Source organism: Pantoea sp. SGAir0175, from assembly GCF_043547855.1.
The window spans coordinates 3,292,023-3,313,980 of record NZ_CP028081.1 but is presented as its reverse complement, the minus strand read 5'-3'; the positions used below and the strand labels follow the sequence as shown (position 1 = coordinate 3,313,980).

At 56.1% G+C, this 21,958-nt stretch carries 19 protein-coding genes; 15 read left to right on the top strand and 4 right to left on the bottom strand.

What is annotated here, in order from left to right; genetic code table 11:
• Window positions 1-114 precede the first annotated feature (114 nt).
• On the top strand, window positions 115-1,554 hold the full coding sequence (gene degP / locus C1N56_RS15635; RefSeq protein WP_058759526.1) for a serine endoprotease DegP: 1,440 nt from the start codon (window positions 115-117) through the stop codon (window positions 1,552-1,554).
• Window positions 1,555-1,754: 200 nt separating this feature from the next.
• Window positions 1,755-2,912, top strand: a complete 1,158-nt coding sequence (locus C1N56_RS15630; RefSeq protein WP_394516848.1) for a CdaR family transcriptional regulator — start codon at window positions 1,755-1,757, stop codon at window positions 2,910-2,912.
• Window positions 2,913-2,950: 38 nt separating this feature from the next.
• Here the strand turns inward: C1N56_RS15630 and C1N56_RS15625 are convergent, their stop codons facing one another.
• The 4 genes from C1N56_RS15625 to map form a co-directional block, all read right to left on the bottom strand.
• On the bottom strand, window positions 2,951-3,343 hold the full coding sequence (locus tag C1N56_RS15625) for a DUF3461 family protein (protein WP_010616197.1): 393 nt from the start codon (window positions 3,341-3,343) through the stop codon (window positions 2,951-2,953).
• A gap of 294 nt (window positions 3,344-3,637) precedes the next feature.
• A complete protein-coding gene (gene dapD, locus C1N56_RS15620) occupies window positions 3,638-4,462 on the bottom strand; it encodes a 2,3,4,5-tetrahydropyridine-2,6-dicarboxylate N-succinyltransferase (RefSeq protein ID WP_021507493.1) in 825 nt (274 codons plus the stop codon).
• A gap of 172 nt (window positions 4,463-4,634) precedes the next feature.
• Window positions 4,635-7,289 (bottom strand): bifunctional uridylyltransferase/uridylyl-removing protein GlnD, encoded by a 2,655-nt coding sequence (gene glnD, locus C1N56_RS15615; protein WP_021507492.1) that lies wholly within the window; start codon window positions 7,287-7,289, stop codon window positions 4,635-4,637.
• Window positions 7,290-7,486: 197 nt separating this feature from the next.
• Entirely contained in the window at window positions 7,487-8,281 is a 795-nt protein-coding gene (gene map, locus C1N56_RS15610) for a type I methionyl aminopeptidase (protein ID WP_021507491.1), read from the bottom strand.
• Window positions 8,282-8,600: 319 nt separating this feature from the next.
• Between map and rpsB the strand changes: the two genes are divergently transcribed.
• The 13 genes from rpsB (at window position 8,601) to lpxA (ending at window position 21,956) form a co-directional block, all read left to right on the top strand.
• On the top strand, window positions 8,601-9,320 hold the full coding sequence (gene rpsB / locus C1N56_RS15605; protein ID WP_031279692.1) for a 30S ribosomal protein S2: 720 nt from the start codon (window positions 8,601-8,603) through the stop codon (window positions 9,318-9,320).
• Between the two features lie 180 nt (window positions 9,321-9,500).
• The gene (gene tsf / locus C1N56_RS15600; protein ID WP_058780470.1) at window positions 9,501-10,352 is read left to right on the top strand and encodes a translation elongation factor Ts; all 852 of its coding nucleotides are present in this window, start codon (window positions 9,501-9,503) and stop codon (window positions 10,350-10,352) included.
• Between the two features lie 153 nt (window positions 10,353-10,505).
• Complete coding sequence (gene pyrH, locus C1N56_RS15595; RefSeq protein WP_010616191.1) at window positions 10,506-11,231, top strand: UMP kinase; 726 nt, start codon at window positions 10,506-10,508, stop codon at window positions 11,229-11,231.
• Between the two features lie 148 nt (window positions 11,232-11,379).
• On the top strand, window positions 11,380-11,937 hold the full coding sequence (gene frr / locus C1N56_RS15590; protein WP_021507488.1) for a ribosome recycling factor: 558 nt from the start codon (window positions 11,380-11,382) through the stop codon (window positions 11,935-11,937).
• Between the two features lie 115 nt (window positions 11,938-12,052).
• Window positions 12,053-13,255: a 1-deoxy-D-xylulose-5-phosphate reductoisomerase gene (ispC, locus tag C1N56_RS15585; RefSeq protein WP_127833703.1), complete on the top strand. Its 1,203-nt coding sequence runs from the start codon at window positions 12,053-12,055 to the stop codon at window positions 13,253-13,255.
• A gap of 165 nt (window positions 13,256-13,420) precedes the next feature.
• Complete coding sequence (ispU, locus tag C1N56_RS15580; RefSeq protein WP_021507486.1) at window positions 13,421-14,173, top strand: (2E,6E)-farnesyl-diphosphate-specific ditrans,polycis-undecaprenyl-diphosphate synthase; 753 nt, start codon at window positions 13,421-13,423, stop codon at window positions 14,171-14,173.
• 18 nt (window positions 14,174-14,191) lie between these two features.
• On the top strand, window positions 14,192-15,049 hold the full coding sequence (gene cdsA / locus C1N56_RS15575; RefSeq protein WP_010616187.1) for a phosphatidate cytidylyltransferase: 858 nt from the start codon (window positions 14,192-14,194) through the stop codon (window positions 15,047-15,049).
• Window positions 15,050-15,061: 12 nt separating this feature from the next.
• Window positions 15,062-16,411, top strand: coding sequence for a sigma E protease regulator RseP (rseP, locus tag C1N56_RS15570; RefSeq protein WP_058759530.1), 1,350 nt, complete (start codon window positions 15,062-15,064; stop codon window positions 16,409-16,411).
• Between the two features lie 51 nt (window positions 16,412-16,462).
• Window positions 16,463-18,874 carry an outer membrane protein assembly factor BamA gene (gene bamA, locus C1N56_RS15565; RefSeq protein ID WP_021507483.1) on the top strand — a complete coding sequence of 804 codons (2,412 nt, stop codon included), beginning with the start codon at window positions 16,463-16,465 and terminating at the stop codon, window positions 18,872-18,874.
• 113 nt (window positions 18,875-18,987) lie between these two features.
• On the top strand, window positions 18,988-19,485 hold the full coding sequence (skp, locus tag C1N56_RS15560; protein ID WP_021507482.1) for a molecular chaperone Skp: 498 nt from the start codon (window positions 18,988-18,990) through the stop codon (window positions 19,483-19,485).
• Window positions 19,486-19,488: 3 nt separating this feature from the next.
• Window positions 19,489-20,514 (top strand): UDP-3-O-(3-hydroxymyristoyl)glucosamine N-acyltransferase, encoded by a 1,026-nt coding sequence (gene lpxD / locus C1N56_RS15555; RefSeq protein ID WP_021507481.1) that lies wholly within the window; start codon window positions 19,489-19,491, stop codon window positions 20,512-20,514.
• A gap of 194 nt (window positions 20,515-20,708) precedes the next feature.
• Window positions 20,709-21,164, top strand: coding sequence for a 3-hydroxyacyl-ACP dehydratase FabZ (gene fabZ / locus C1N56_RS15550; protein WP_013507953.1), 456 nt, complete (start codon window positions 20,709-20,711; stop codon window positions 21,162-21,164).
• 3 nt (window positions 21,165-21,167) lie between these two features.
• Window positions 21,168-21,956, top strand: a complete 789-nt coding sequence (gene lpxA / locus C1N56_RS15545; RefSeq protein WP_021507480.1) for an acyl-ACP--UDP-N-acetylglucosamine O-acyltransferase — start codon at window positions 21,168-21,170, stop codon at window positions 21,954-21,956.
• Window positions 21,957-21,958 lie beyond the last annotated feature (2 nt).

The window sequence follows — 21,958 nt, the reverse complement described above, 5'->3', positions numbered from 1 at the left end:
AATAAATTTTTACCTTTGCCCAATACTTTATCAGGAACTTCGCGCTAAAAACTTAATCTCATCATCACGACCACAGCAATGGTCTGCACGTTAATTTCAGAGAGACACAGACGAATGAAAAAAAGCACATTAATGTTAAGTGCGCTGGCGCTTAGTCTGGGCATGGCGTTAAGCCCTGTCAGTGTTTTCGCGGCGGAGACAGCGTCTTCCTCCAGTCAGCAACTGCCCAGCCTGGCACCCATGCTGGAAAAAGTGATGCCTTCCGTGGTCAGTATCAGCGTGGAAGGCAGCACCACGGTGAAAACCCCGCGCATGCCGCAGCAGTTCCAGCAATTCTTTGGCGATAATTCCCCGTTCTGTCAGGACGGATCGCCGTTCCAGGGTTCACCCATGTGCCAGGGCGGCGGCGGTGACGGTAGCGACGATGGCGCCAACGCGCAGAAGCAGCAGTTCCGCGCACTCGGTTCCGGCGTAATCATCAACGCCGACAAAGGCTATGTGGTTACCAACAACCACGTAGTAGATAACGCCACCAAAATTCAGGTACAGCTGAGCGATGGCCGTCGCTACGATGCTAAGGTCATCGGCAAAGATCCGCAGTCTGACATCGCGCTGATTCAGCTGCAGGATGCGAAAAACCTGACGGCAATTAAGATCGCAGACTCCGACAATCTGCGCGTCGGTGATTACACCGTGGCCATCGGTAACCCGTACGGCCTGGGCGAAACGGTCACGTCCGGCATCGTCTCAGCGCTGGGGCGCAGCGGCCTTAACGTCGAAAATTACGAAAACTTTATCCAGACCGATGCCGCCATCAACCGCGGCAACTCCGGCGGTGCGCTGGTTAACCTGAACGGCGAGCTGATCGGTATTAACACCGCGATCCTCGCACCGGACGGCGGCAACATCGGTATCGGCTTTGCCATCCCGAGTTCCATGGTGAAAAACCTGACCGCGCAGATGGTGGAGTATGGCCAGGTGAAACGCGGCGAGCTGGGCATTATGGGCACCGAGCTCAACTCCGAGCTGGCTAAAGCGATGAAAGTGGATGCGCAGCGTGGCGCCTTTGTCAGCCAGGTGCTGCCAAACTCCGCGGCGGCGAAAGCCGGTGTGAAAGCGGGCGATGTGGTGGTTTCCATGAACGGTAAAGCGCTGACCAGCTTTGCGGCGCTGCGTGCAGAAGTCGGCTCGCTGCCGGTCGGCACCAAACTGCAGCTGGGTCTGCTGCGCGATGGCAAACCGCTCAACGTGACGGTTGAGCTGCAGCAGAGCTCACAGGATAAAGTGCAGTCCGCGACGATTTACACCGGCATTGAAGGCGCCGATCTCAGCAACGTCGACAGCAACGGCCAGAAGGGCGTGCGCGTTGACAGCGTGAAAGCCGGCAGCGCTGCGGCACGTATCGGCCTGAAGAAAGGCGATGTGATCCTCGGTGTGAACCAGCAGGCGGTAAGCAACCTTGGCGAGCTGCGTAAAATCCTCGACACCAAACCGTCGGTGCTGGCGCTCAACGTCAAGCGCGGCGACAGCAGCCTCTATCTGCTGATGCAGTAATCCTTTTATTGGTCTCTCAGGCGAGCTTCGGCTCGCCTTTTTTATTGCCTGTATGCTGCTGCGCCCCAGTCATCTGTGCCTTCCCAGTGTGACCGCTGCCGCAATTCCGGTAATCGCCCTGCGGCTATGTGCAGTTGCACAATGCCAGGGGCAATCTGGATGCGTATTCTGTCGGTTCGTCCCGAATTCTGGAGTGTTTGATGGCCACCTATCATCTTGATGCGCGACTGGCTCAGGATATCGTTGCCCGCACCATGAAAATTATCGATAGCAATGTCAATGTGATGGATGCGCGCGGCCGCATTATTGGCAGTGGCGATCGCGAGCGTATTGGCGAATTGCACGAGGGCGCGCTGCTGGTGCTGTCACAGGGCAGGGTGGTTGATATTGACGAAGCGGTGGCTAAACACCTGCACGGCGTGCGGCCGGGCATCAATTTGCCGCTGCGCATTGATGGCGACATCGTCGGCGTGATTGGCCTCACCGGCCAGCCCAGCACGTTACGCCACTACGGCGAGCTGGTGTGCATGACGGCAGAGATGATGCTGGAACAGGCGCGCCTGCTGCATATGCTGGCGCAGGACAGCCGCCTGCGCGAGGAGCTGGTGCTGAACCTGATCCGCAGCGATACGCTGTCGCCGGCGCTGAACGAATGGGCGCAGCGACTGGGCATCGATCTCAATCAGCCGCGCGTGGTGGCGGTGGTGGAAGTGGACAGCGGACAGCTGGGGGTCGACAGCGCAATGTCGGAGCTGCAGCAATTACAGACGCTGCTGACCACGCCCAATCGCGACAACCTGATCGCCATTGTTTCGCTCACCGAAATGGTGGTGCTGAAGCCAGCGCTGAATGCCCATGGCCGTTACGATCAGGACGATCATCGCCGCCGCGTCGATCAACTGCTGCAGCGCATGAAAGAGAGCGGTCAGGTGCGGATGCGCATCGCGCTCGGCAATTTCTTTACCGGGCCCGGCAGCATTGCGCGCTCTTATCGCACCGCCCGCACCACCATGATGGTGGGCAAACAGCGCATGCCGCAGCAGCGGAGCTTCTTCTATCAGGATCTGGTGCTGCCTGTACTCCTGGATAGCCTGCGCGGCGGCTGGCAGGCCAGCGAGCTGGCACGTCCGCTGGCAAAGCTGAAGAGTATGGACAATAACGGTTTGCTGCGGCGCACGCTGGTTGCGTGGTTCAGTCATAACGTGCAGCCGAGCGCCACAGCGCGCGCGCTGTTTATTCATCGCAATACGCTGGAGTACCGCCTGAACCGCATCTCGGAACTGACCGGCCTTAATCTGGCGAACTTTGACGATCGGCTGCTGCTGTATGTGGCGCTGCAGCTTGATGAGCAGGCATAAAAAAGGCCAGCAGCAGCTGGCCTGAGAAGCGGCGGGAATTAGCGACCGTTGCGGGTCAGCTGATCGAGATCGGATTCGATTTCGGCGATTTTGTTCGACACCACGTTCTCCAGATGGCGCAGATCGGCGAGGATTTTGCGCTTCAGATCCACTTCTACCTGATCGCGCTGGCAGATCTGATCCAGCTCGTCGATCACGTAACGCAGGTTAGGGCTGATTTCCTGAATCTCTTTATAACCCTGGGTGGTGTGATCGGCCACCACGGTTTTGCGCTGACGCGGGTATTTAAACTTCACGCTTTTGGCGAAGAACTCGCCCTTGTCTTTACGGAAGTAGATTTTCAGGATGTCGTTGTTGGCTTCCTGACGCAGGCTGTAGCGGTCAATGTCTTCAGGATTGCTGATACCTAAGCTTTTCAGGTTGTCGTACATAGCGTTTATATTCCATCTGAGAGTGAGTGAGCGCGCAGGATTATCATCATCATTCGGCTGCGTAATAAGCGCAACGAACCGAACGCTTACGGCATACTTAATCAACTGTAGACACAAAAACCGGGATGAACAGTGCGCGACCGGAGTTAACTGGCGCGGATTATGACCTGTTTGAAAAACAAACGCACCTGTTAATTCGCGGCGCGAAACAGGTAATAGCGGTAGAAGTGTAAAGAAAAAATGACGGGCCTGAATACAGGCCCGTGGCTATAAAAATAAGCGGGAAGAAAAAACTTAATCGATGGTACGCAGCAGTTCGTTGATGCCGGTTTTTGCCAGCGTTTTCGCGTCAACTTTCTTCACGATCACCGCACAGTACAGGCTGTAGCTGCCATCTTTAGACGGCAGGTTACCGGAAACCACCACCGAACCTGCCGGTACGCGACCGTAGTGCACTTCACCGGTTTCGCGGTCATAAATTTTGGTGCTCTGGCCGATGTAAACGCCCATGGAGATCACCGAGCCTTCTTCGACGATCACGCCTTCAACGATCTCAGAACGGGCACCGATAAAGCAGTTATCTTCGATGATGGTTGGATTGGCCTGCAGCGGTTCCAGTACGCCGCCGATGCCGACGCCGCCGGACAGGTGCACGTTTTTACCAATCTGCGCACAGGAGCCGACGGTGGCCCAGGTGTCTACCATGGTGCCTTCATCGACATACGCGCCGATGTTGACATAGGACGGCATCAGCACGGTGTTGCGCGCGATGAATGCACCCTGACGCACTGCGGCCGGTGGCACGACGCGGAAGCCGGCGCTTTTAAAGCGCGCTTCATCCCAGCCGGCAAATTTCATCGGCACTTTGTCGTAGAAGCGGGTCTCTGCCCCGTCGATCACCTGGTTGTCGTTGATACGGAACGACAGCAGTACCGCTTTTTTCAGCCACTGATGCGTTACCCATTCGCCGTTGATCTTTTCTGACACGCGCAGTTCACCGCTGTCCAGCAGGCCAATCACCTGGTTGATCGCTTCACGGGTGGCGCTGTCCACGCTGGTCGGCGTAATGTCGGCGCGGCGTTCAAAGGCAGATTCGATAACGCTCTGTAACTGTTGCATATTTAATTCCTGAGTCTGTCATTGCGGATGCACGCCAGCTGGCGTGCAGAGTAAAATTATCGGGCAAACATCCTTCATGCTGCAGAACGGTGGCGCGCCCATTGCGGCGAGATCCACGGATAGGCCGGGTCACCAGGCCAATGCATCGGCAACGTGAAGAATGGAAGCCGGGTCACATTTTATCGTTTGGATTAAGTACCTCTGTCAACCGTTGTTGCAGCACGGAGCGCATTTCGGCATCCAGCGCACGTCGTTCGCTGTTGGCAAGGATGAACAAATCCTCCACCCGTTCGCCGATGGTGCTGATGCGGGCGCCGTGCAGCGAAACACCGAGGTCAGCAAATACTTCGCCGACGCGCGCCAGCAAACCTGGCTGGTCCAGCGCCACCAGCTCCAGATAGCTGCGGCGGTCGGTATGGGTGGGCAAAAAGTTGACTTCGGTATCGACGCTGAAGTGTTTCAGACGTGACGACGGCCGGCGCGTACGCGGTGGCACCCACTGCGTTTGGGTGATCGCCTGCTCCAGCGCCTGGATAATCAGCGGATGGCGATCCGCTGCCAGCGGACTGCCGTCCGGCTCCAGCACAATAAAGGTGTCCATGGCCATGCCGTCGCGGCTGGTAAAGATCTGCGCATCGTGCACGCTCAGATTACGGCGGTCGAGCTCTCCGGCTACGGCGGCAAACAGGTAAGGGCGATCCGGGCTCCAGATGAAGATCTCGGTGCCGCCGCGCGTGGCCTGCGGGCTTACCAGCACCAGCGGTTTGCTAAGGTCATGGTTGATCAGATGCCGCGCGTGCCACGCCAGCTGGTTGGGCGTATGGCGCAGGAAGTAGTCGGCGCGGCAGCGGCTCCAGATATGGTGCAGGCGCTCTTCGTTGAGATTCTCCATGCGCAGCAGCGCCAGCGCCTGCAGCCGGTGATGACGCACGCGCTCGCGCAGATCCGGGCTGTTCTCCATACCGCGGCGCAGCTGTTTTTCGGTGGCGAAGAACAGCTCACGTAGCAGGCTCTGTTTCCAGCTGTTCCACAGGCTTTCATTGGTGGCACAGATGTCGGCAACCGTCAGGCAGGCCAGATAGCGCAGCCGGTTTTCATTTTGCATCACTTCAGCAAACTGCTGAATCACTGTAGGATCCTGAATGTCGCGACGCTGAGCAGTCACCGACATCAGCAGGTGATGACGCACCAGCCACGCCACCAGCTGCATTTCGCGCGAATTGAGGCCGTGCAGCTCAGCAAAGTCCAGCGCGTCCTGCGCGCCAAGAATCGAGTGGTCGCCACCGCGCCCTTTGGCGATATCGTGCAGCAGCGCGGCCATCAGCAGCAGCTCCGGCTGCGGTAGACGCGGCCACAGCTCGACGCACAGCGGGTGCATCGGGCGCGTGGCTTCGTCGGCAAAACTTTCCAGCTTCTGCAACACGCGGATGGTGTGCTCATCCACGGTGTAGGCGTGGAACAGGTCGAACTGCATCTGGCCGACAATGTTGCCCCACAGCGGCGTATAGGCCCACAGTACGCTGTGGCGATGCATCGGCAGCAGCGCGCGCTTTACCGCGCCTGGATGGCGCAGAATCGCCATAAAGGTGCGGCGCGCTTCGGGGATCTGACACAGCGGCTGTTGCAGATGACGGCGGGCGTAGCGCAGCTGGCGCAGCGTGGTGGAATAGATGCCGGTGATGGTTTCGTTACGCACCATCACGTAAAACATGCGCAGAATCGCCTGCGGCTCGCGCTCAAACAGCGTGGGATCGCGCAGGTCAATCAGATTACCGCGCAGCTGAAAATCCTCATCAATGCTGCGCGGCTTCTCGGTGGTCGACAGCGCCAGAATGGCTTCGTCAAACAGCTGCAGCAGCATCTGGTTCAGCTCGCCGATACGGCGCGTGACGCGATAGAAATCTTTCATCATGCGCTCAACCGGCTCATTGCCTTCACCGCCATAGTTGAGGCGCTGTGCCACGTTGAGCTGGCGATCGAACAGTAAGCGGTTATCGTAGCGCGGCAGCGTCAGGTGCAGCGCGAAACGGATGCGCCAGAGAAATTCCTGGCACTCATTGATCTCATTGCGTTCGGCTTCAGTGAGAAAGCCAAAGCCGACCATCTCATCCATGGTGGTGGCGCCAAAGTGGCGGCGCGCGACCCACTGCAGAGTATGAATGTCGCGCAGCCCGCCCGGGCTGCTTTTGATATCCGGTTCGAGGTTGTAGCTGGTGCCGTGATAGCGCTGATGGCGTTCCAGCTGCTCCTCAATTTTGGCGGCGAAGAAGCGTGACGACGGCCAGAAACCGTCGCTGAAAATATTCTTTTGTAGTTCGAGAAACAGCGCCACGTCGCCGGTCAGCATGCGCGACTCAATCAGGTTGGTGGCGACGGTGAGATCCGACAAGCCCTCCAGCAAACACTCTTCCAGCGTGCGTACGCTGTGGCCGACCTCCAGCTTGAGATCCCACATCAGCGTCAGCAGTTCTGAGGTGCGCTGCGCGGCAGCTTCGTCCAGTGGCTGACGGCTCAGGATCAGCACGTCGATGTCCGACAGCGGATGCAGCTCACCGCGGCCATAGCCGCCCACCGCCACCAGCGCGATCTCTTTCATCTGGTCAAAGCCAAACAGTCGCCATAGCCGGCGCAGCAGGCGATCGATAAACAGCGTGCGCGCATCAATCAGCGATTCGATATCGCTGCCAGCGTCAAAAGCGCTGCCCAGATGCTGCTGGAACTGTTCAAGATACTGTTTGAGTTTGTCGCGCGTCAGCGCGTCGTCTGGCCAGCTGGCGGGGGAATCGGTCAGGCCTTTGTGTACTGCTTCGGTCACGCTACCACTCATCAACATGCCTCTTCTGCGCCATAAAAAGCGGGCTTAACGCCGTGATGCCGTTCAGTTAGTCACCGTCCGTGACACCACCGCAGTAGCGGCGCGGGTTAACGCGCAACTGATGGCGCCGCTACGGGAGGTGCAGGGATGGGTGAACCTAAACTGACAGGCGTTCGTTTTGAGCCGGCCTGTTATCCTGATGACGAGCGTTACGCGTTGTTTTCCAGCACCGCTGGAATAGTGTCGTCTGCGCGCAGCGTCAGGATTTCACAGCCGTTTTCCGTCACCACAATAGTATGCTCATACTGTGCGGACAAGCTGCGATCTTTGGTTTTCACCGTCCAGCCATCTTTCATGGTGCGGATGCGATAATCACCGGCGTTTACCATCGGTTCGACGGTAAACGTCATGCCAGCCTGCAGCACCACGCCGCTGTCGTCGGCATCGTAATGCAGCACCTGCGGCTCTTCATGGAAGCCTTTACCGATGCCGTGTCCGCAATACTCGCGGACCACGGAAAAATCCTGTGCTTCCACGTATTTCTGAATCGCCCGGCCCAGTTCACGCAGGCGAATGCCCGGCTTCACCAGACGCAGCGCAATGTACAGGCTCTCCTGCGTAACCCGGCACAGGCGCTCGCCCTGAATCGTCGGTTTACCGACGATGAACATCTTTGACGTATCGCCATGGTATTCATCTTTGATCACCGTGACGTCGACGTTAACGATATCGCCGTCTTTCAGCACGCGATCGTCGCTGGGAATACCGTGACATACCACTTCGTTGACCGAAATACACACCGATTTCGGGAAGCCGTGGTAGCCGAGACAGGCTGAAATGGCCTGCTGCTTTTCGGTGATGTGCTGGTGGCACAGACGGTCAAGCTCGCCGGTGGTGACGCCCGGCACGACGTGTGGAGCGATCATCTCCAGCACTTCTGCAGCCAGACGGCCCGCCACGCGCATTTTTTCGATTTCTTCTGGGGTTTTGATTGAAATGGCCATTAAATAATCCGCAATCGCCGCAATTTTCGACAATAATGAGTTCTGTGGCAGTCATGTTAGCAGTCAGCAAATGGGCTGCCAAATCGGGATTACAGCCTGCCGCTCATGCTAACAACTGTTGGCGTATTCCTGCGCATTGTGGTATAAAGCGCGCCGACGATTCTCTGTCACCTCGTATGAGAGGGGGCAGGAAACGCATAAATCTCATTATGTGTACTAAAACACACATGTATCGACACGTACGCCGGGGTGCCTCGTAAGAGGTCGGTTGTATGGGATACATGGAGGCCCAACCCCAAACAAACTTTTAGAGGTAATCATGGCAACTGTTTCCATGCGCGACATGCTCAAGGCTGGTGTTCACTTCGGTCACCAGACCCGTTACTGGAACCCAAAAATGAAGCCATTCATTTTCGGTGCGCGTAACAAAGTTCACATCATCAACCTTGAGAAAACCGTACCAATGTTCAACGAAGCCCTGGCTGAGCTGAACAAGATCTCTTCCCGTAAAGGTAAGATTCTGTTTGTTGGTACCAAGCGCGCTGCTGCCGAAGCGGTAAAAGAGTCTGCACTGAGCTGCGACCAGTTCTTCGTTAACCACCGCTGGCTGGGTGGTATGCTGACCAACTGGAAAACCGTTCGTCAGTCAATCAAACGCCTGAAAGATCTGGAAACTCAGTCTCAGGACGGTACTTTCGACAAACTGACCAAGAAAGAAGCACTGATGCGTGCTCGTGAGCTGGCCAAGCTGGAAAACAGCCTGGGCGGTATCAAAGATATGGGCGGTCTGCCGGATGCACTGTTCGTTGTTGACGCTGACCACGAACACATCGCAATCAAAGAAGCAAACAACCTGGGTATCCCGGTATTTGCTATCGTTGATACTAACTCTGATCCAGACGGCGTTGATTTCGTTATCCCAGGTAACGACGATGCGATCCGTGCTGTAAGCCTGTACCTGACTGCCGTTGCCACTACCGTGCGCGAAGGCCGTTCACAGGACCTGGCTGAGCAGGCTGAAGAAGCTGCTGAAGCTTAATAAGGTTCGCTCTTTCTGAGAGCCCTTAGACATCAGATGTGATCTGTTAAGGGGCCGTGAAGGCCCCTTTATTTATCTCACTTAGTCACGCACCCTGTTCGGGCTGGCGGGGCAAGTAAATTTTCCGCAACAAGTTTCTGACAGTGTGAAAGCACTGCGAGACGAATCGAGGATTCTGGAATGGCTGAAATTACCGCTGCACTGGTAAAAGAACTGCGCGAGCGTACTGGCGCAGGCATGATGGACTGCAAAAAAGCGCTGACCGAAGCGAACGGCGACATTGAGCTGGCGATCGAGAACATGCGTAAGTCTGGTGCAATCAAAGCTGCTAAGAAAGCAGGCAACGTGGCTGCTGACGGCGTGATCAAAACCAAAATCGCTGACGGCTACGCCGTGATTCTGGAAGTGAACTGCCAGACTGACTTCGTGGCAAAAGATGCCGGTTTCCAGGCCTTTGCTGACAAAGTGCTGGACGCTGCTGCTGCCGGTAAAGTGACTGATGTGGAAGTTCTGAAAGCGCAGTTCGAAGAAGAGCGCGTGGCACTGGTTGCGAAAATCGGTGAGAACATCAACATCCGTCGTGTTGCTGTCCTCGAAGGTGCTGAGCTGAACGGCTATCTGCACGGCGCACGTATCGGCGTACTGGTTTCTACCACCGGCGCTGATGAAGAGCTGAGCAAGCAGATTGCGATGCACGTTGCTGCCAGCAAGCCAGAGTTCGTGAAGCCAGAAGATGTTTCTGCTGACGTGGTTGAGAAAGAGTACCAGGTTCAGCTGGACATCGCGATGCAGTCTGGCAAGCCAAAAGAGATCGCTGAGAAGATGGTTGAAGGCCGTATGAAGAAATTCACCGGCGAAGTCTCTCTGACCGGTCAGGCTTTCGTTATCGATCCGAGCAAAACTGTTGGCCAGGCGCTGAAAGAGAAAGGCGCTGACGTGATCAACTTCATCCGCTTCGAAGTGGGCGAAGGCATTGAGAAAGTCGAATCTGACTTTGCAGCCGAAGTTGCTGCCATGTCCAAACAGTCTTAATGGTTTGCAGGAACCGCCGAGAGGCGGTTCTTTTTTGTCTGCGTTTTGGCGCAGCAATTTTCAGTCTCATCCCAATAGCTTTTCTCACGCGCTAAGCGGATGATCGATCAGATTTAACTTCTCATTCATCTTATCTTCCAGGAAGAATTGACCATGGCGACCAACGCAAAACCTGTATATCAACGTATCTTACTGAAACTGAGCGGCGAAGCACTGCAGGGTGCCGAAGGTTTTGGTATCGACGCGAGCGTGCTTGACCGTATGGCGCAAGAGGTGAAAGAGCTGGTTGAGCTGGGCATTCAGGTGGGTGTGGTAATTGGTGGCGGTAACCTGTTCCGTGGCGCGGGTCTGGCGCAGGCAGGTATGAACCGCGTGGTCGGCGACCACATGGGGATGCTGGCGACCGTGATGAACGGCCTGGCAATGCGTGACGCACTGCACCGTGCGTACGTCAACGCGCGCCTGATGTCGGCGATTCCGCTGAACGGCGTATGTGATAACTACAGCTGGGCAGAAGCCATCAGCCTGCTGCGCAATAACCGCGTGGTGATTTTCTCTGCCGGTACCGGCAACCCGTTCTTTACCACCGACTCAGCGGCCTGCCTGCGCGGCATCGAAATCGAAGCGGACGTGGTACTGAAAGCTACCAAGGTCGACGGCGTCTACTCAGCCGACCCGGTGAAAAATCCGGATGCCACGCTGTATGAACAGCTGACCTACGGTGAAGTGCTGGAAAAAGAGCTGAAAGTGATGGATCTGGCCGCCTTTACGCTGGCGCGCGACCATCAACTGCCGATCCGCGTCTTCAATATGAACAAGCCTGGCGCGCTGCGTCGCGTGGTGATGGGTGAAAAAGAAGGCACCCTGATTACGCATTAATACCCGACGCAGGATAAAATAAGGTATATTCTGTTGGCGCGCTGCACTGCTGTCGCGCAGCATTCAGGATGATCGATGTTTATCGATACCGTTTCCGTTCCGCTGCGTCCGGAAGTGGCCAGGTCAAACCGAATCCAAGGGTTTCAACGTGATTAACGATATTAAAAAAGATGCTGAAACGCGCATGGACAAATGCGTGGAAGCATTCAAAAACACCATCAGCAAAGTGCGCACCGGTCGTGCTTCGCCTTCACTGCTCGACGGCATCGTTGTGGAATATTACGGTACGCCAACGCCGCTGCGTCAGCTGGCCAGCGTCACCGTTGAAGATTCACGCACGCTGAAAATCAACGTGTTCGATCGCTCAATGGGTCCGGCAGTCGAGAAAGCCATCATGGCTTCTGACCTCGGCCTCAACCCAAGCTCAGCCGGTAGCGACATTCGTGTTCCACTGCCTGCGCTGACCGAAGAGCGTCGTAAAGATCTGATCAAGGTTGTGCGTGGCGAAGCCGAGCAGGGTCGTGTTTCCGTGCGCAACGTGCGCCGTGACGCGAACGACAAGATCAAGGCGCTGCTGAAAGACAAAGAGATCAGCGAAGACGACGAACGTCGCTCGCAGGACGAGATCCAGAAAATGACCGACGTTCGCATCAAACACGTTGATGCGGCGCTGGCCGAGAAAGAGAAGGAACTGATGGAATTCTGATTCCGTCATTTGCCTGACAAAACGCCGTTCAGAGACGTAGTACGACTCTGGCGGCGTTTTACATTGTGCCCGGCGTACGCGCGGGCGCGCACCACGACTTCACAGGGACAGCACCATGAAGCGATTAACTCTGCTGGGTTCGACCGGCTCAATTGGCACCAGCACGCTGGCGGTAGTGGCGGCGCATCCTGAGCTCTATCAGGTGACTGCGCTGGTGGCCGGTCAGAATGTGGCGCTGATGGCCGAACAGTGTCAGCAATTTAAACCGCGCTACGCGGCGATGTCCGACGACGCTTCCGCTGCGGCGCTGCGTGAACGACTGAAAGCACTCAACATGGATACGGAAGTGCTCTCCGGCGTTCAGGCCGCCTGCGAACTGGCCGCACTGGATGAGGTCGATCAGGTAATGGCCGCCATTGTGGGCGCTTCCGGCTTACAACCGACGCTGGCCGCCATTCGCGCCGGCAAAACCGTCCTGCTTGCCAATAAAGAATCGCTTGTCACATGCGGCCGTTTGTTTATGGAGGCGGTACGCCAGCATCAGGCGCAGCTGCTGCCGGTCGACAGCGAGCACAACGCCATTTTTCAGAGTTTGCCCGCTTCCATACAGCATCAGTTGGGGTACGCTGATCTGCGGGAGAATGGCATCGAGTCGATTCTCCTTACGGGATCGGGTGGTCCTTTTCGTGACACGCCATTAGCCGAGCTGGCCGCTATGACGCCAGATCAGGCCTGTGCGCATCCGAACTGGTCAATGGGGCGTAAAATCTCCGTTGATTCGGCCACCATGATGAATAAAGGTCTTGAATACATTGAAGCCCGCTGGCTGTTTAACGCCACCGACGCACAAATGGAGGTCATCCTGCATCCGCAGTCGGTGATTCACTCCATGGTGCGATACTGCGACGGTAGCGTGCTGGCGCAGCTGGGTTCACCCGATATGCGCACGCCAATCGCCCACAGCATGGCCTGGCCGGCACGTATTACCGCAGGCGTAACGCCGCTTGATTTCACCCGAATGAAGGCGCTGACGTTTGCTGAGCCGGACTACGCACGCTATCCCTGCCTGAAGCTGGCAATCGATGCATGCGCAACCGGACAGGCGGCCACCACCACGCTGAACGCAGCCAATGAAGTCGCGGTAGCGGCATTTCTGCAGCATCAGATTCGCTTTACCGATATCGCGGCCATCAACAGTGAAGTGCTGGCAACCCTGCAGTGTCAGGAGCCGGGCAGCGTGGATGACGTGATGGAGATTGATCGGATCGCACGCGTGCGGGCCACGGCGTTGCTGCCGCGCTTTCGTTTAGCCGGTTGATGGTGGCGCTATTTGTTCGCTCAGGGTGAAAATGGTATAGTCGCTCGCTCGCGTTTTACGGCCCGACATTGTTTCGATGTCATCCGGTGAGGTTACCGGCGTTTGCCGCAGGCGCAATGTATTCAGAAACCACAGCATTTCTGATGAAAGGAATTATTACGCGTTATGTCGTCCAACAATCACAATACAATCGATGACGGGTCGTACTGCACGCCACGTCACGTGGCCATCATTATGGATGGTAATGGTCGCTGGGCAAAAAATCAGGGCAAACTGCGTATTTCAGGCCACAAAGCCGGGGTAAAATCAGTACGCCGGGCCGTCAGCTTTGCGGTCAGCAACAAGCTGGAAGCGCTCACGCTCTATGCGTTCAGCAGTGAAAACTGGAGCCGACCGGTACAGGAAGTGACGGCCTTAATGGAATTGTTTGTCTGGGCGCTCGACAGCGAAGTCAAAAGCCTGCACAAGCACAATGTGCGTCTGCGCATTATTGGTGATATCAGCCGTTTCAATAACCGCATTCAGGAACGCATTCGCCGCGCCGAGGAACTGACTCAGCAAAATGATGGACTCACCCTCAACATTGCTGCCAACTATGGCGGCCGTTGGGATATTATCCAGGGTGTAAAAAAACTGGCTGAACAGGTTCAGGAAGGACTGCTACGTCCTGACCAGATAACTGAAGAAAGTCTGGCTCCGCATCTGTGTATGCAGGAGCAAGCGCCGGTGGATTTAGTGATAAGGACCGGGGGAGAGCATCGGATCAGCAACTTCCTGCTGTGGCAGATCGCCTATGCTGAGTTTTGGTTTACCGATGTTCTCTGGCCTGATTTTGATGAACACGTTTTTGAAGGTGCACTGAATGCATTCTCTCTGCGGGAGCGACGCTATGGCGGCGCTGCACCAGGCGGCGCCTGAGCAACCTGGGGGTAACCTTTGCTGAAGTCTCGTCTGATCACCGCGTTTATTCTGATTCCGCTGGTGATCGCTGCTCTGTTTTGGTTGCCGCTGTCCGGTTTTGCGATTACCACCATCATCATCTGCATGCTTGCCGCCTGGGAGTGGGGGCAGCTGGCGGGGATGGCAACGCGTCAGCAGCGTATCTGGCTGGCGGTGCTATGCGGCCTGCTGCTGGCGGTGATGCTGTTCACCCTGCAACCCTATCAACGTAATCTGCACCAGTTCCAGATGGAGAGCTCGCTCTGGGCCTCGCTGGGCTGGTGGATTGTCGCGCTGTTTCTCGTGCTGTTTTATCCGGCCTCCGCTGCGCTGTGGCGCGCATCGCGTCCGCTGCGCCTGCTGTTTGGCGTGCTGACCGTGGTGCCGTTCTTCTGGGGCATGATGGCGCTGCGCCAGTATCACTATGACACCGACCATTTCGCCGGCGCCTGGTGGCTGCTGTTCGTGATGTTCCTCGTCTGGGGCGCGGATTCCGGTGCTTACATGTTTGGTCGTCTGTTCGGCAAGCATAAGCTGGCGCCGAAAGTCTCGCCGGGCAAAACCTGGGAAGGCTTCTTTGGCGGACTGCTGTCATCGGCGATTATCGCCTGGCTGTTTGCGCTGCTGGCCCCGCTATCGGTGGCGCCGGGCACGCTGATTATCTGCGCCGTGATTGCCACGCTGGCCTCCGTGCTGGGCGATCTCACGGAAAGTATGTTCAAACGTGAAGCCGGTATCAAAGACAGCGGTAACCTGATTCCGGGGCACGGTGGTATCCTCGATCGCATTGATAGCCTGACAGCCGCGGTGCCGGTATTTGCCTGCCTGCTGCTGCTGGTGTTCCGCACCCTCTGAGGATAAGCGACGATGTTGAGCATACTCTGGAGTTTTGTCGCCTTTATCGTGGCGCTCGGCGTGCTGATTACGGTGCACGAGTTCGGCCACTTCTGGGTGGCGCGTCGCTGCGGTGTCAAAGTAGAACGCTTCTCGATCGGTTTCGGCAAAGCCCTGTGGCGTCGCACTGACCGCCAGGGCACGGAATACGTGATCGCGCTGATTCCGCTCGGTGGCTACGTCAAAATGCTCGACGAGCGCGTAGAGAGCGTGCCCGCTGAGCTGCGTCATCAGGCCTTCAACAATAAAACCGTGCTGCAGCGTGCCTCAATCATTGCCGCCGGTCCCATCGCCAATTTCATCTTTGCCGTGTTTGCCTACTGGGTGGTGTTCATCCATGGTGTGCCGGGTGTTCGCCCGGTGGTCGGCGAAATTATGAGCGGTTCCGTCGCGGCAGAAGCGCAAATTACCTCCGGCATGGAACTTAAAGCGGTTGACGGTATCGAAACGCCTGACTGGGATGCTGTGCGCCTGGCGCTGATCGGTAAAATCGGCGACAGCAGCGCCACGCTGACCGTGTCACAGTTTGGTCAGCAGGCGACGCAGCAGAAACAGCTCAATCTGCGTGACTGGCAATTTGAACCGGACAAACAGGACCCGGTGGTCGCTTTAGGTATTCGACCGCGCGGGCCGCAAATCGAAACCACGCTGGCAGAAGTGCAGGCACGTTCACCGGCAAGTGCTGCCGGTTTGCAAGCCGGCGACAGGATCGTTAAAGTCGATGGTCAGCCATTAACGCAATGGCAGGTTTTTGCGGCTCAGGTTCGGGATAATCCCGGCAAAAACATGGCGCTGGAGGTTGAGCGTAACGGTGAACCGTTAACGCTGACGCTAACGCCGGAAGCGAAACCGGGCAACGCAGCGGAAGGTTTTGCCGGGGTGATCCCGCGTGTGATCCCGCTGCCGGATGAGTACAAAACGGTAAAACAGTACGGACCTTTCGCCGCGATTGGTGAAGCCGGTGTCAAAACCTGGCAACTGATGAAGCTGACGGTTTCGATGCTGGGCAAGTTGATAACCGGGGACGTCAAGCTGAATAACCTGAGCGGGCCAATTTCGATTGCGCAGGGTGCCGGATTATCAGCTGAATATGGGGTGATTTATTACCTGATGTTCCTCGCGCTGATTAGCGTCAACTTAGGGATCATCAATCTGTTCCCTCTGCCGGTTTTAGATGGTGGACATCTGCTCTTTCTGGCGATCGAAAAGATCAAAGGTGGACCGGTGTCCGAGCGAGTTCAGGACTTCAGTTATCGCATCGGCTCAATTTTGCTGGTGCTTTTAATGGGGCTTGCACTTTTCAATGATTTCTCTCGCCTGTAATCGCTGGAACGCAGACAGGCGCGGGATGTGTTAGGAAAACGCATAACAACGATGGCGATGAAAAAGTTGCTCATAGCGTCGCTGCTGTTTAGCAGCGCCACCGTTTACGGTGCAGACGATTTCGTAGTGAAGGACATTCATTTCGAAGGTCTACAGCGAGTCGCCGTCGGCGCGGCTCTGCTCAGCATGCCGGTACGCGTCGGTGATACGGTGAATGATGATGACATCAGAAACACCATTCGCTCACTGTTCGCTACCGGTAACTTTGAAGATGTCCAGGTTCTGCGTGACGGCACCACCCTGATTGTTCAGGTGAAGGAACGTCCGACCATTGCCAGCATCACCTTCTCCGGTAACAAAGCGGTGAAAGAGGATCAGCTGAAGGAGAACCTTGAGGCCTCCGGTGTGCGCGTCGGCGAAGCGCTTGACCGCACCACGCTCTCTTCCATCGAGAAGGGGCTGGAGGACTTTTACTACAGCGTCGGTAAATATACCGCCAGCGTCAAAGCCATCGCGACGCCGCTGCCGCGTAACCGTGTCGATCTGAAATTCGTCTTCCAGGAAGGCGTCTCGGCCAAGATCCAGCAGATCAACATTGTCGGCAACAAAGCGTTCAGCTCAGACGAACTGATCTCCCGCTTCCAGCTGCGCGACGAAGTGCCGTGGTGGAACGTGGTGGGCGATCGTAAATACCAGAAGCAGAAACTGGCGGGCGATCTCGAAACCCTGCGCAGCTTCTATCTGGATCGCGGTTATGCGCGTTTCAATATTGATTCCACGCAGGTAAGCCTGACGCCGGACAAGAAAGGCATCTACATCACCGTCAATATCACTGAAGGCGATCAGTACAAGATTGCCGGCGTGATCGTCAACGGCAGCATGGCGGGCCACTCGGCGGAAATTGAGCACCTGACGCAGATTCCTAACGGTGAGCTGTATAACGGCACCAAAGTCACCCAGATGGAAGATGACATCAAGAAGCTGCTGGGCCGTTATGGCTACGCCTATCCACGCGTGGTAACGCAGCCGGAAATCAACGATGCGGATAAAACCGTTAAGCTGCACATCAACGTTGATGCCGGTAACCGTTACTACGTGCGTAAAGTGCGTTTTGAGGGTAACGATACTTCGAAAGATGCCGTACTGCGCCGCGAAATGCGTCAGATGGAAGGCGCATGGCTGGGCAGCGACCTCGTCGATCAGGGCAAAGAGCGCCTGAACCGTACCGGTTACTTCGAAACCGTGGACGTTGATACCCAGCGCGTTCCGGGCTCGCCAGACCAGGTTGACGTGGTTTACAAAGTCAAAGAGCGTAACACCGGTACCTTCAACTTTGGTGTGGGTTACGGTACTGAGAGTGGCGTCAGCTTCCAGGTCGGCGTGACCCAGGAGAACTGGCTCGGCACCGGTAATACCGTCGGCATCAGCGGTACCAAGAACGACTACCAGACCTACGCAGAATTCTCACTCACCGATCCGTACTTCACGGTGGACGGTGTGAGCCTCGGCGGCCGCCTCTTCTACAACGACTTTAAAGCGGATGATGCTGATCTCTCCGACTACACCAACAAGAGTTACGGTGTGGACGGTACGCTCGGCTTCCCGGTTAACGAAAACAACACGCTGCGCGTTGGCTTAGGTTATGTGCACAATGACCTGTCCAACATGCGTCCGCAGGTGGCGATGTGGCGTTACCTTGACTCGGTGGGTCGTCATCAGGGGCTGAATGATGACGGTGATTTCTCTGCGGATGACTTCACCTTCAACTACGGCTGGACGTACAACACGCTCGATCGTGGTTTCTTCCCGACGCGCGGTAACCGTACCAACCTGAACGGTAAAGTGACCATTCCGGGCTCTGATAACTCGTTCTACAAAGCGACGCTGGACACCCAGCAGTACGTGCCGCTGAACCGTGATGGCACCTGGGTGGTGCTGGGTCGTGGCCGTGTTGGCTACGGTGACGGACTCGGTGGCAAAGAGATGCCGTTCTATGAGAACTTCTACGCCGGCGGTTCCAGCACCGTGCGTGGCTTCCAGTCCAACACCATTGGTCCGAAAGCCGCTTACCTGAACGATCGTTCGTCGAGCTGTAATCTGACCGATCCGGACGGCATCTGTAAGTCTGACGATGCGGTGGGCGGTAACGCCATGGCGATCGCCAGCCTTGAGCTGATTACGCCAACGCCGTTCCTGAGCGAGAAATATGCAAACTCAGTACGTACCTCGGTATTTATGGATGCCGGTACCGTCTGGGATACCAAGTGGCAGAACACCGCGGAAACCCGCGCGGCGGGCATTCCGGACTACAGCGACCCGAACAACATTCGCGTCTCTGCCGGTCTTGCGCTGCAGTGGATGTCGCCACTTGGACCACTGGTGTTCTCCTACGCACAGCCAGTGAAAAAAGTCGAGGGAGACAAAGCAGAACAGTTCCAGTTTAACATCGGTAAAACCTGGTAAGGTTCTGAGCACGGAAGCAGAGTCGTAGTACGGCATCGCGCCGGCGCCAGACGGGAGCCGGACGATGCCAACACTGTGTCGCTGACACAAACGTTGATGGTAAGGAGTTTATAGTGAAAAAGTTGTTGTGTGCCGCAGGTCTGGGTCTTGCTTTAGCGGTTTCCGCGGGCGTTCAGGCTGCTGACAAAATTGCAGTGGTAAACGTGTCCAGCATTTTCCAACAGTTACCGCAACGTGCGACCGTTGCTAAACAGCTGGAAAACGAATTCAAGGGCCGTGCCACTGAGCTGCAGAGCCAGGAGCGCGATCTGCAGACTAAAATGCAGAAACTGCAGCGTGATGGTTCAACCATGAAGGCCAGCGACCGCAGCCGCATGGAAAAAGACATCATGTCACAGCGCGAAGCATTCTCGACGAAAGCGCAGGCTTTCGATCAGGATAACCGCCGTCGTCAGATGGAAGAGCGTAACAAACTGCTGAGCCGTATTCAGGACGCAGTGAAGAAAGTGGCGGACAGCGAAGGGTATGACGTGGTAATCGACGCCAATGCCGTTGCCTATGCTTCTAACGCGAAAGACATTACTGCTGACGTGCTGAAACAGGTTAAATAATCGATGTCATCAATTCGACTGGCTGATTTAGCCCAGCAGTTGGATGCAGAATTGCACGGAGATGGCGATATCGCCATCTCCGGCATTGCTTCTATGCAATCCGCCACCCCTGGTCAAATCACTTTTCTTGCCAACAGCCGCTACCGCGAGCAGCTCGCACAGGTTCAGGCCTCAGCCGTGGTGCTGACGGAAGCGGATCTGGAGTGGTGTAAAACCGCCGCGCTGGTGGTGAAAAACCCTTACCTGACTTATGCCCGTATGGCACAACTGCTGGACACCACGCCGCAGCCCGCGCAAAATATCGCGCCCAGCGCCGTGATCGATCCGAGCGCGAAGCTGGGGAACAATGTCTCGGTGGGCGCTAACGCGGTCATCGAGTCCGGCGTTGAGCTGGGTGATGACGTGGTGATTGGCGCCGGCTGCTTTGTCGGCAAGCGCACGCGCATTGGCCGTGGTTCCCGTCTGTGGGCCAACGTTACGGTTTATCATGAGATTCAGATTGGTCAGGATTGTCTGATTCAGTCTGGCACCGTGATTGGTGCCGATGGTTTCGGTTATGCTAACGACCGCGGCAACTGGGTGAAAATTCCTCAGCTGGGCACCGTGGTGATTGGCGATCGGGTAGAAATTGGTGCCTGTACCACGATCGATCGCGGTGCGCTGGATAACACTCTGATCGGCAATGGTGTTATCATAGACAACCAGTGTCAGATTGCGCATAACGTCGTGATTGGTGATAACACCGCGGTTGCCGGTGGTGTGATCATGGCGGGTAGTCTGAAGATTGGGCGTTACTGTATGATTGGCGGAGCCAGCGTCATTAACGGCCATATGGAAATCTGTGACAAAGTGACGGTAACCGGCATGGGCATGGTCATGCGTCCCATCACAGAGCCTGGGGTATACTCATCGGGTATTCCGCTGCAACCCAACAAAACCTGGCGTAAAACGGCAGCGCTGGTGATGAACATCGATGACATGAGCAAACGCTTAAAAGCCATCGAACGCAAGGTCGGCAAAGACGACTGAGTACATCCCGGCTCTACCCGCTTTCATAATAAAGCAGCGTACCTTCTTTCACCTCGGGGTTAACCAGAGTGCGGCAGCAGGTATCATGGTAAGCGAAACGCCACTGAACTGATTTGCGGCCTGCGAAAGATCATTTTGATCGGTGCAGGCCGTGTTATTGTTGCCATCAGATTTTTTAGGACAGGAAGAGTATTTTGACAACTGAAACGCATACTCTGAAAATTGAAGAGATTTTAGAACTGCTGCCGCACCGCTATCCGTTTTTGCTGGTTGACCGCGTGCTGGAATTTGAAGAGCATAAATACCTGCGTGCGGTAAAGAACGTTTCTGTTAATGAACCGTTTTTCCAGGGACACTTCCCTGGTAAACCGATTTTCCCAGGCGTTCTGATCCTGGAAGCGATGGCGCAGGCGACCGGTATTCTGGCGTTTAAAAGCGTTGGAAAACTGGAACCGGGCGAGCTGTACTATTTCGCCGGTATCGACGAAGCCCGTTTCAAGCGTCCGGTAGTGCCGGGCGACCAGATGATCATGGAAGTCACCTTCGAGAAGACCCGCCGTGGCCTGACGCGCTTCAAAGGCGTGGCAACCGTAGACGGTAAGATTGTCTGTGAAGCGACCATGATGTGTGCCCGTAGCCGGGAGGCATAATTAGTGATTGATTCAACCGCCAGCATCCATCCAACGTCCATCATTGAAGAAGGTGCGGTGATCGGCGCCAACGTCCAAATCGGTCCGTTTTGTGTTGTCGGAGCGAACGTGGAAATTGGCGAAGGCACGGTGCTGAAATCGCACGTGGTGGTGAATGGCCACACGCGTATCGGTAAAGATAACCAGATCTACCAGTTCGTTTCGATTGGCGAAGTGAATCAGGATCTGAAATATGCCGGTGAACCGACCCGCGTTGAAGTCGGCGATCGCAACCGCATCCGCGAGAGCGTCACTATTCATCGTGGCACCACGCAGGGTGGCGGCCTGACCAAAGTCGGCAGTGACAACCTGCTGATGGTCAATGCGCACATTGCTCATGACTGCGTGATCGGCAATCGCTGTATTCTGGCCAACAACGTAACGCTGGGCGGCCACGTTACCGTGGATGATTTTGCCATCATCGGCGGCGTGACGGCGGTGCACCAGTGGTGCACCATTGGTGCCCACGTGATGGTAGGCGGTTGTTCCGGTGTCGCGCAGGACGTGCCGCCGTACGTGATTGCGCAGGGCAACCATGCCACGCCGTTCGGTGTCAATATCGAAGGCCTGAAGCGTCGTGGCTTCAGCAAAGAAGCACTGCACGCCATTCGTAACGCGTACAAGCTGCTGTACCGCAGCGGTAAAACGCTGGATGAAGTGAAGCCGGAGATTGAAGAACTGGCCAAACTTCATAGCGAAGTGCAGCCTTTCTACGACTTCTTTGCCCGTTCTACCCGTGGATTGATTCGTTAATT

Excerpts from the sequence above, each read along its gene's own strand:
- degP (WP_058759526.1), top strand. The coding sequence starts at position 115 with ATGAAAAAAAGCACATTAATGTTAAGTGCGCTGGCGCTTAGTCTGGGC.
- C1N56_RS15630 (WP_394516848.1), top strand. The coding sequence starts at position 1,755 with ATGGCCACCTATCATCTTGATGCGCGACTGGCTCAGGATATCGTTGCC.
- C1N56_RS15625 (WP_010616197.1), bottom strand. The coding sequence starts at position 3,343 with ATGTACGACAACCTGAAAAGCTTAGGTATCAGCAATCCTGAAGACATT.
- dapD (WP_021507493.1), bottom strand. The coding sequence starts at position 4,462 with ATGCAACAGTTACAGAGCGTTATCGAATCTGCCTTTGAACGCCGCGCC.
- glnD (WP_021507492.1), bottom strand. The coding sequence starts at position 7,289 with ATGAGTGGTAGCGTGACCGAAGCAGTACACAAAGGCCTGACCGATTCC.
- map (WP_021507491.1), bottom strand. The coding sequence starts at position 8,281 with ATGGCCATTTCAATCAAAACCCCAGAAGAAATCGAAAAAATGCGCGTG.
- rpsB (WP_031279692.1), top strand. The coding sequence starts at position 8,601 with ATGGCAACTGTTTCCATGCGCGACATGCTCAAGGCTGGTGTTCACTTC.
- tsf (WP_058780470.1), top strand. The coding sequence starts at position 9,501 with ATGGCTGAAATTACCGCTGCACTGGTAAAAGAACTGCGCGAGCGTACT.
- pyrH (WP_010616191.1), top strand. The coding sequence starts at position 10,506 with ATGGCGACCAACGCAAAACCTGTATATCAACGTATCTTACTGAAACTG.
- ispC (WP_127833703.1), top strand. The coding sequence starts at position 12,053 with ATGAAGCGATTAACTCTGCTGGGTTCGACCGGCTCAATTGGCACCAGC.
- ispU (WP_021507486.1), top strand. The coding sequence starts at position 13,421 with ATGTCGTCCAACAATCACAATACAATCGATGACGGGTCGTACTGCACG.
- rseP (WP_058759530.1), top strand. The coding sequence starts at position 15,062 with ATGTTGAGCATACTCTGGAGTTTTGTCGCCTTTATCGTGGCGCTCGGC.
- bamA (WP_021507483.1), top strand. The coding sequence starts at position 16,463 with ATGGCGATGAAAAAGTTGCTCATAGCGTCGCTGCTGTTTAGCAGCGCC.
- lpxD (WP_021507481.1), top strand. The coding sequence starts at position 19,489 with ATGTCATCAATTCGACTGGCTGATTTAGCCCAGCAGTTGGATGCAGAA.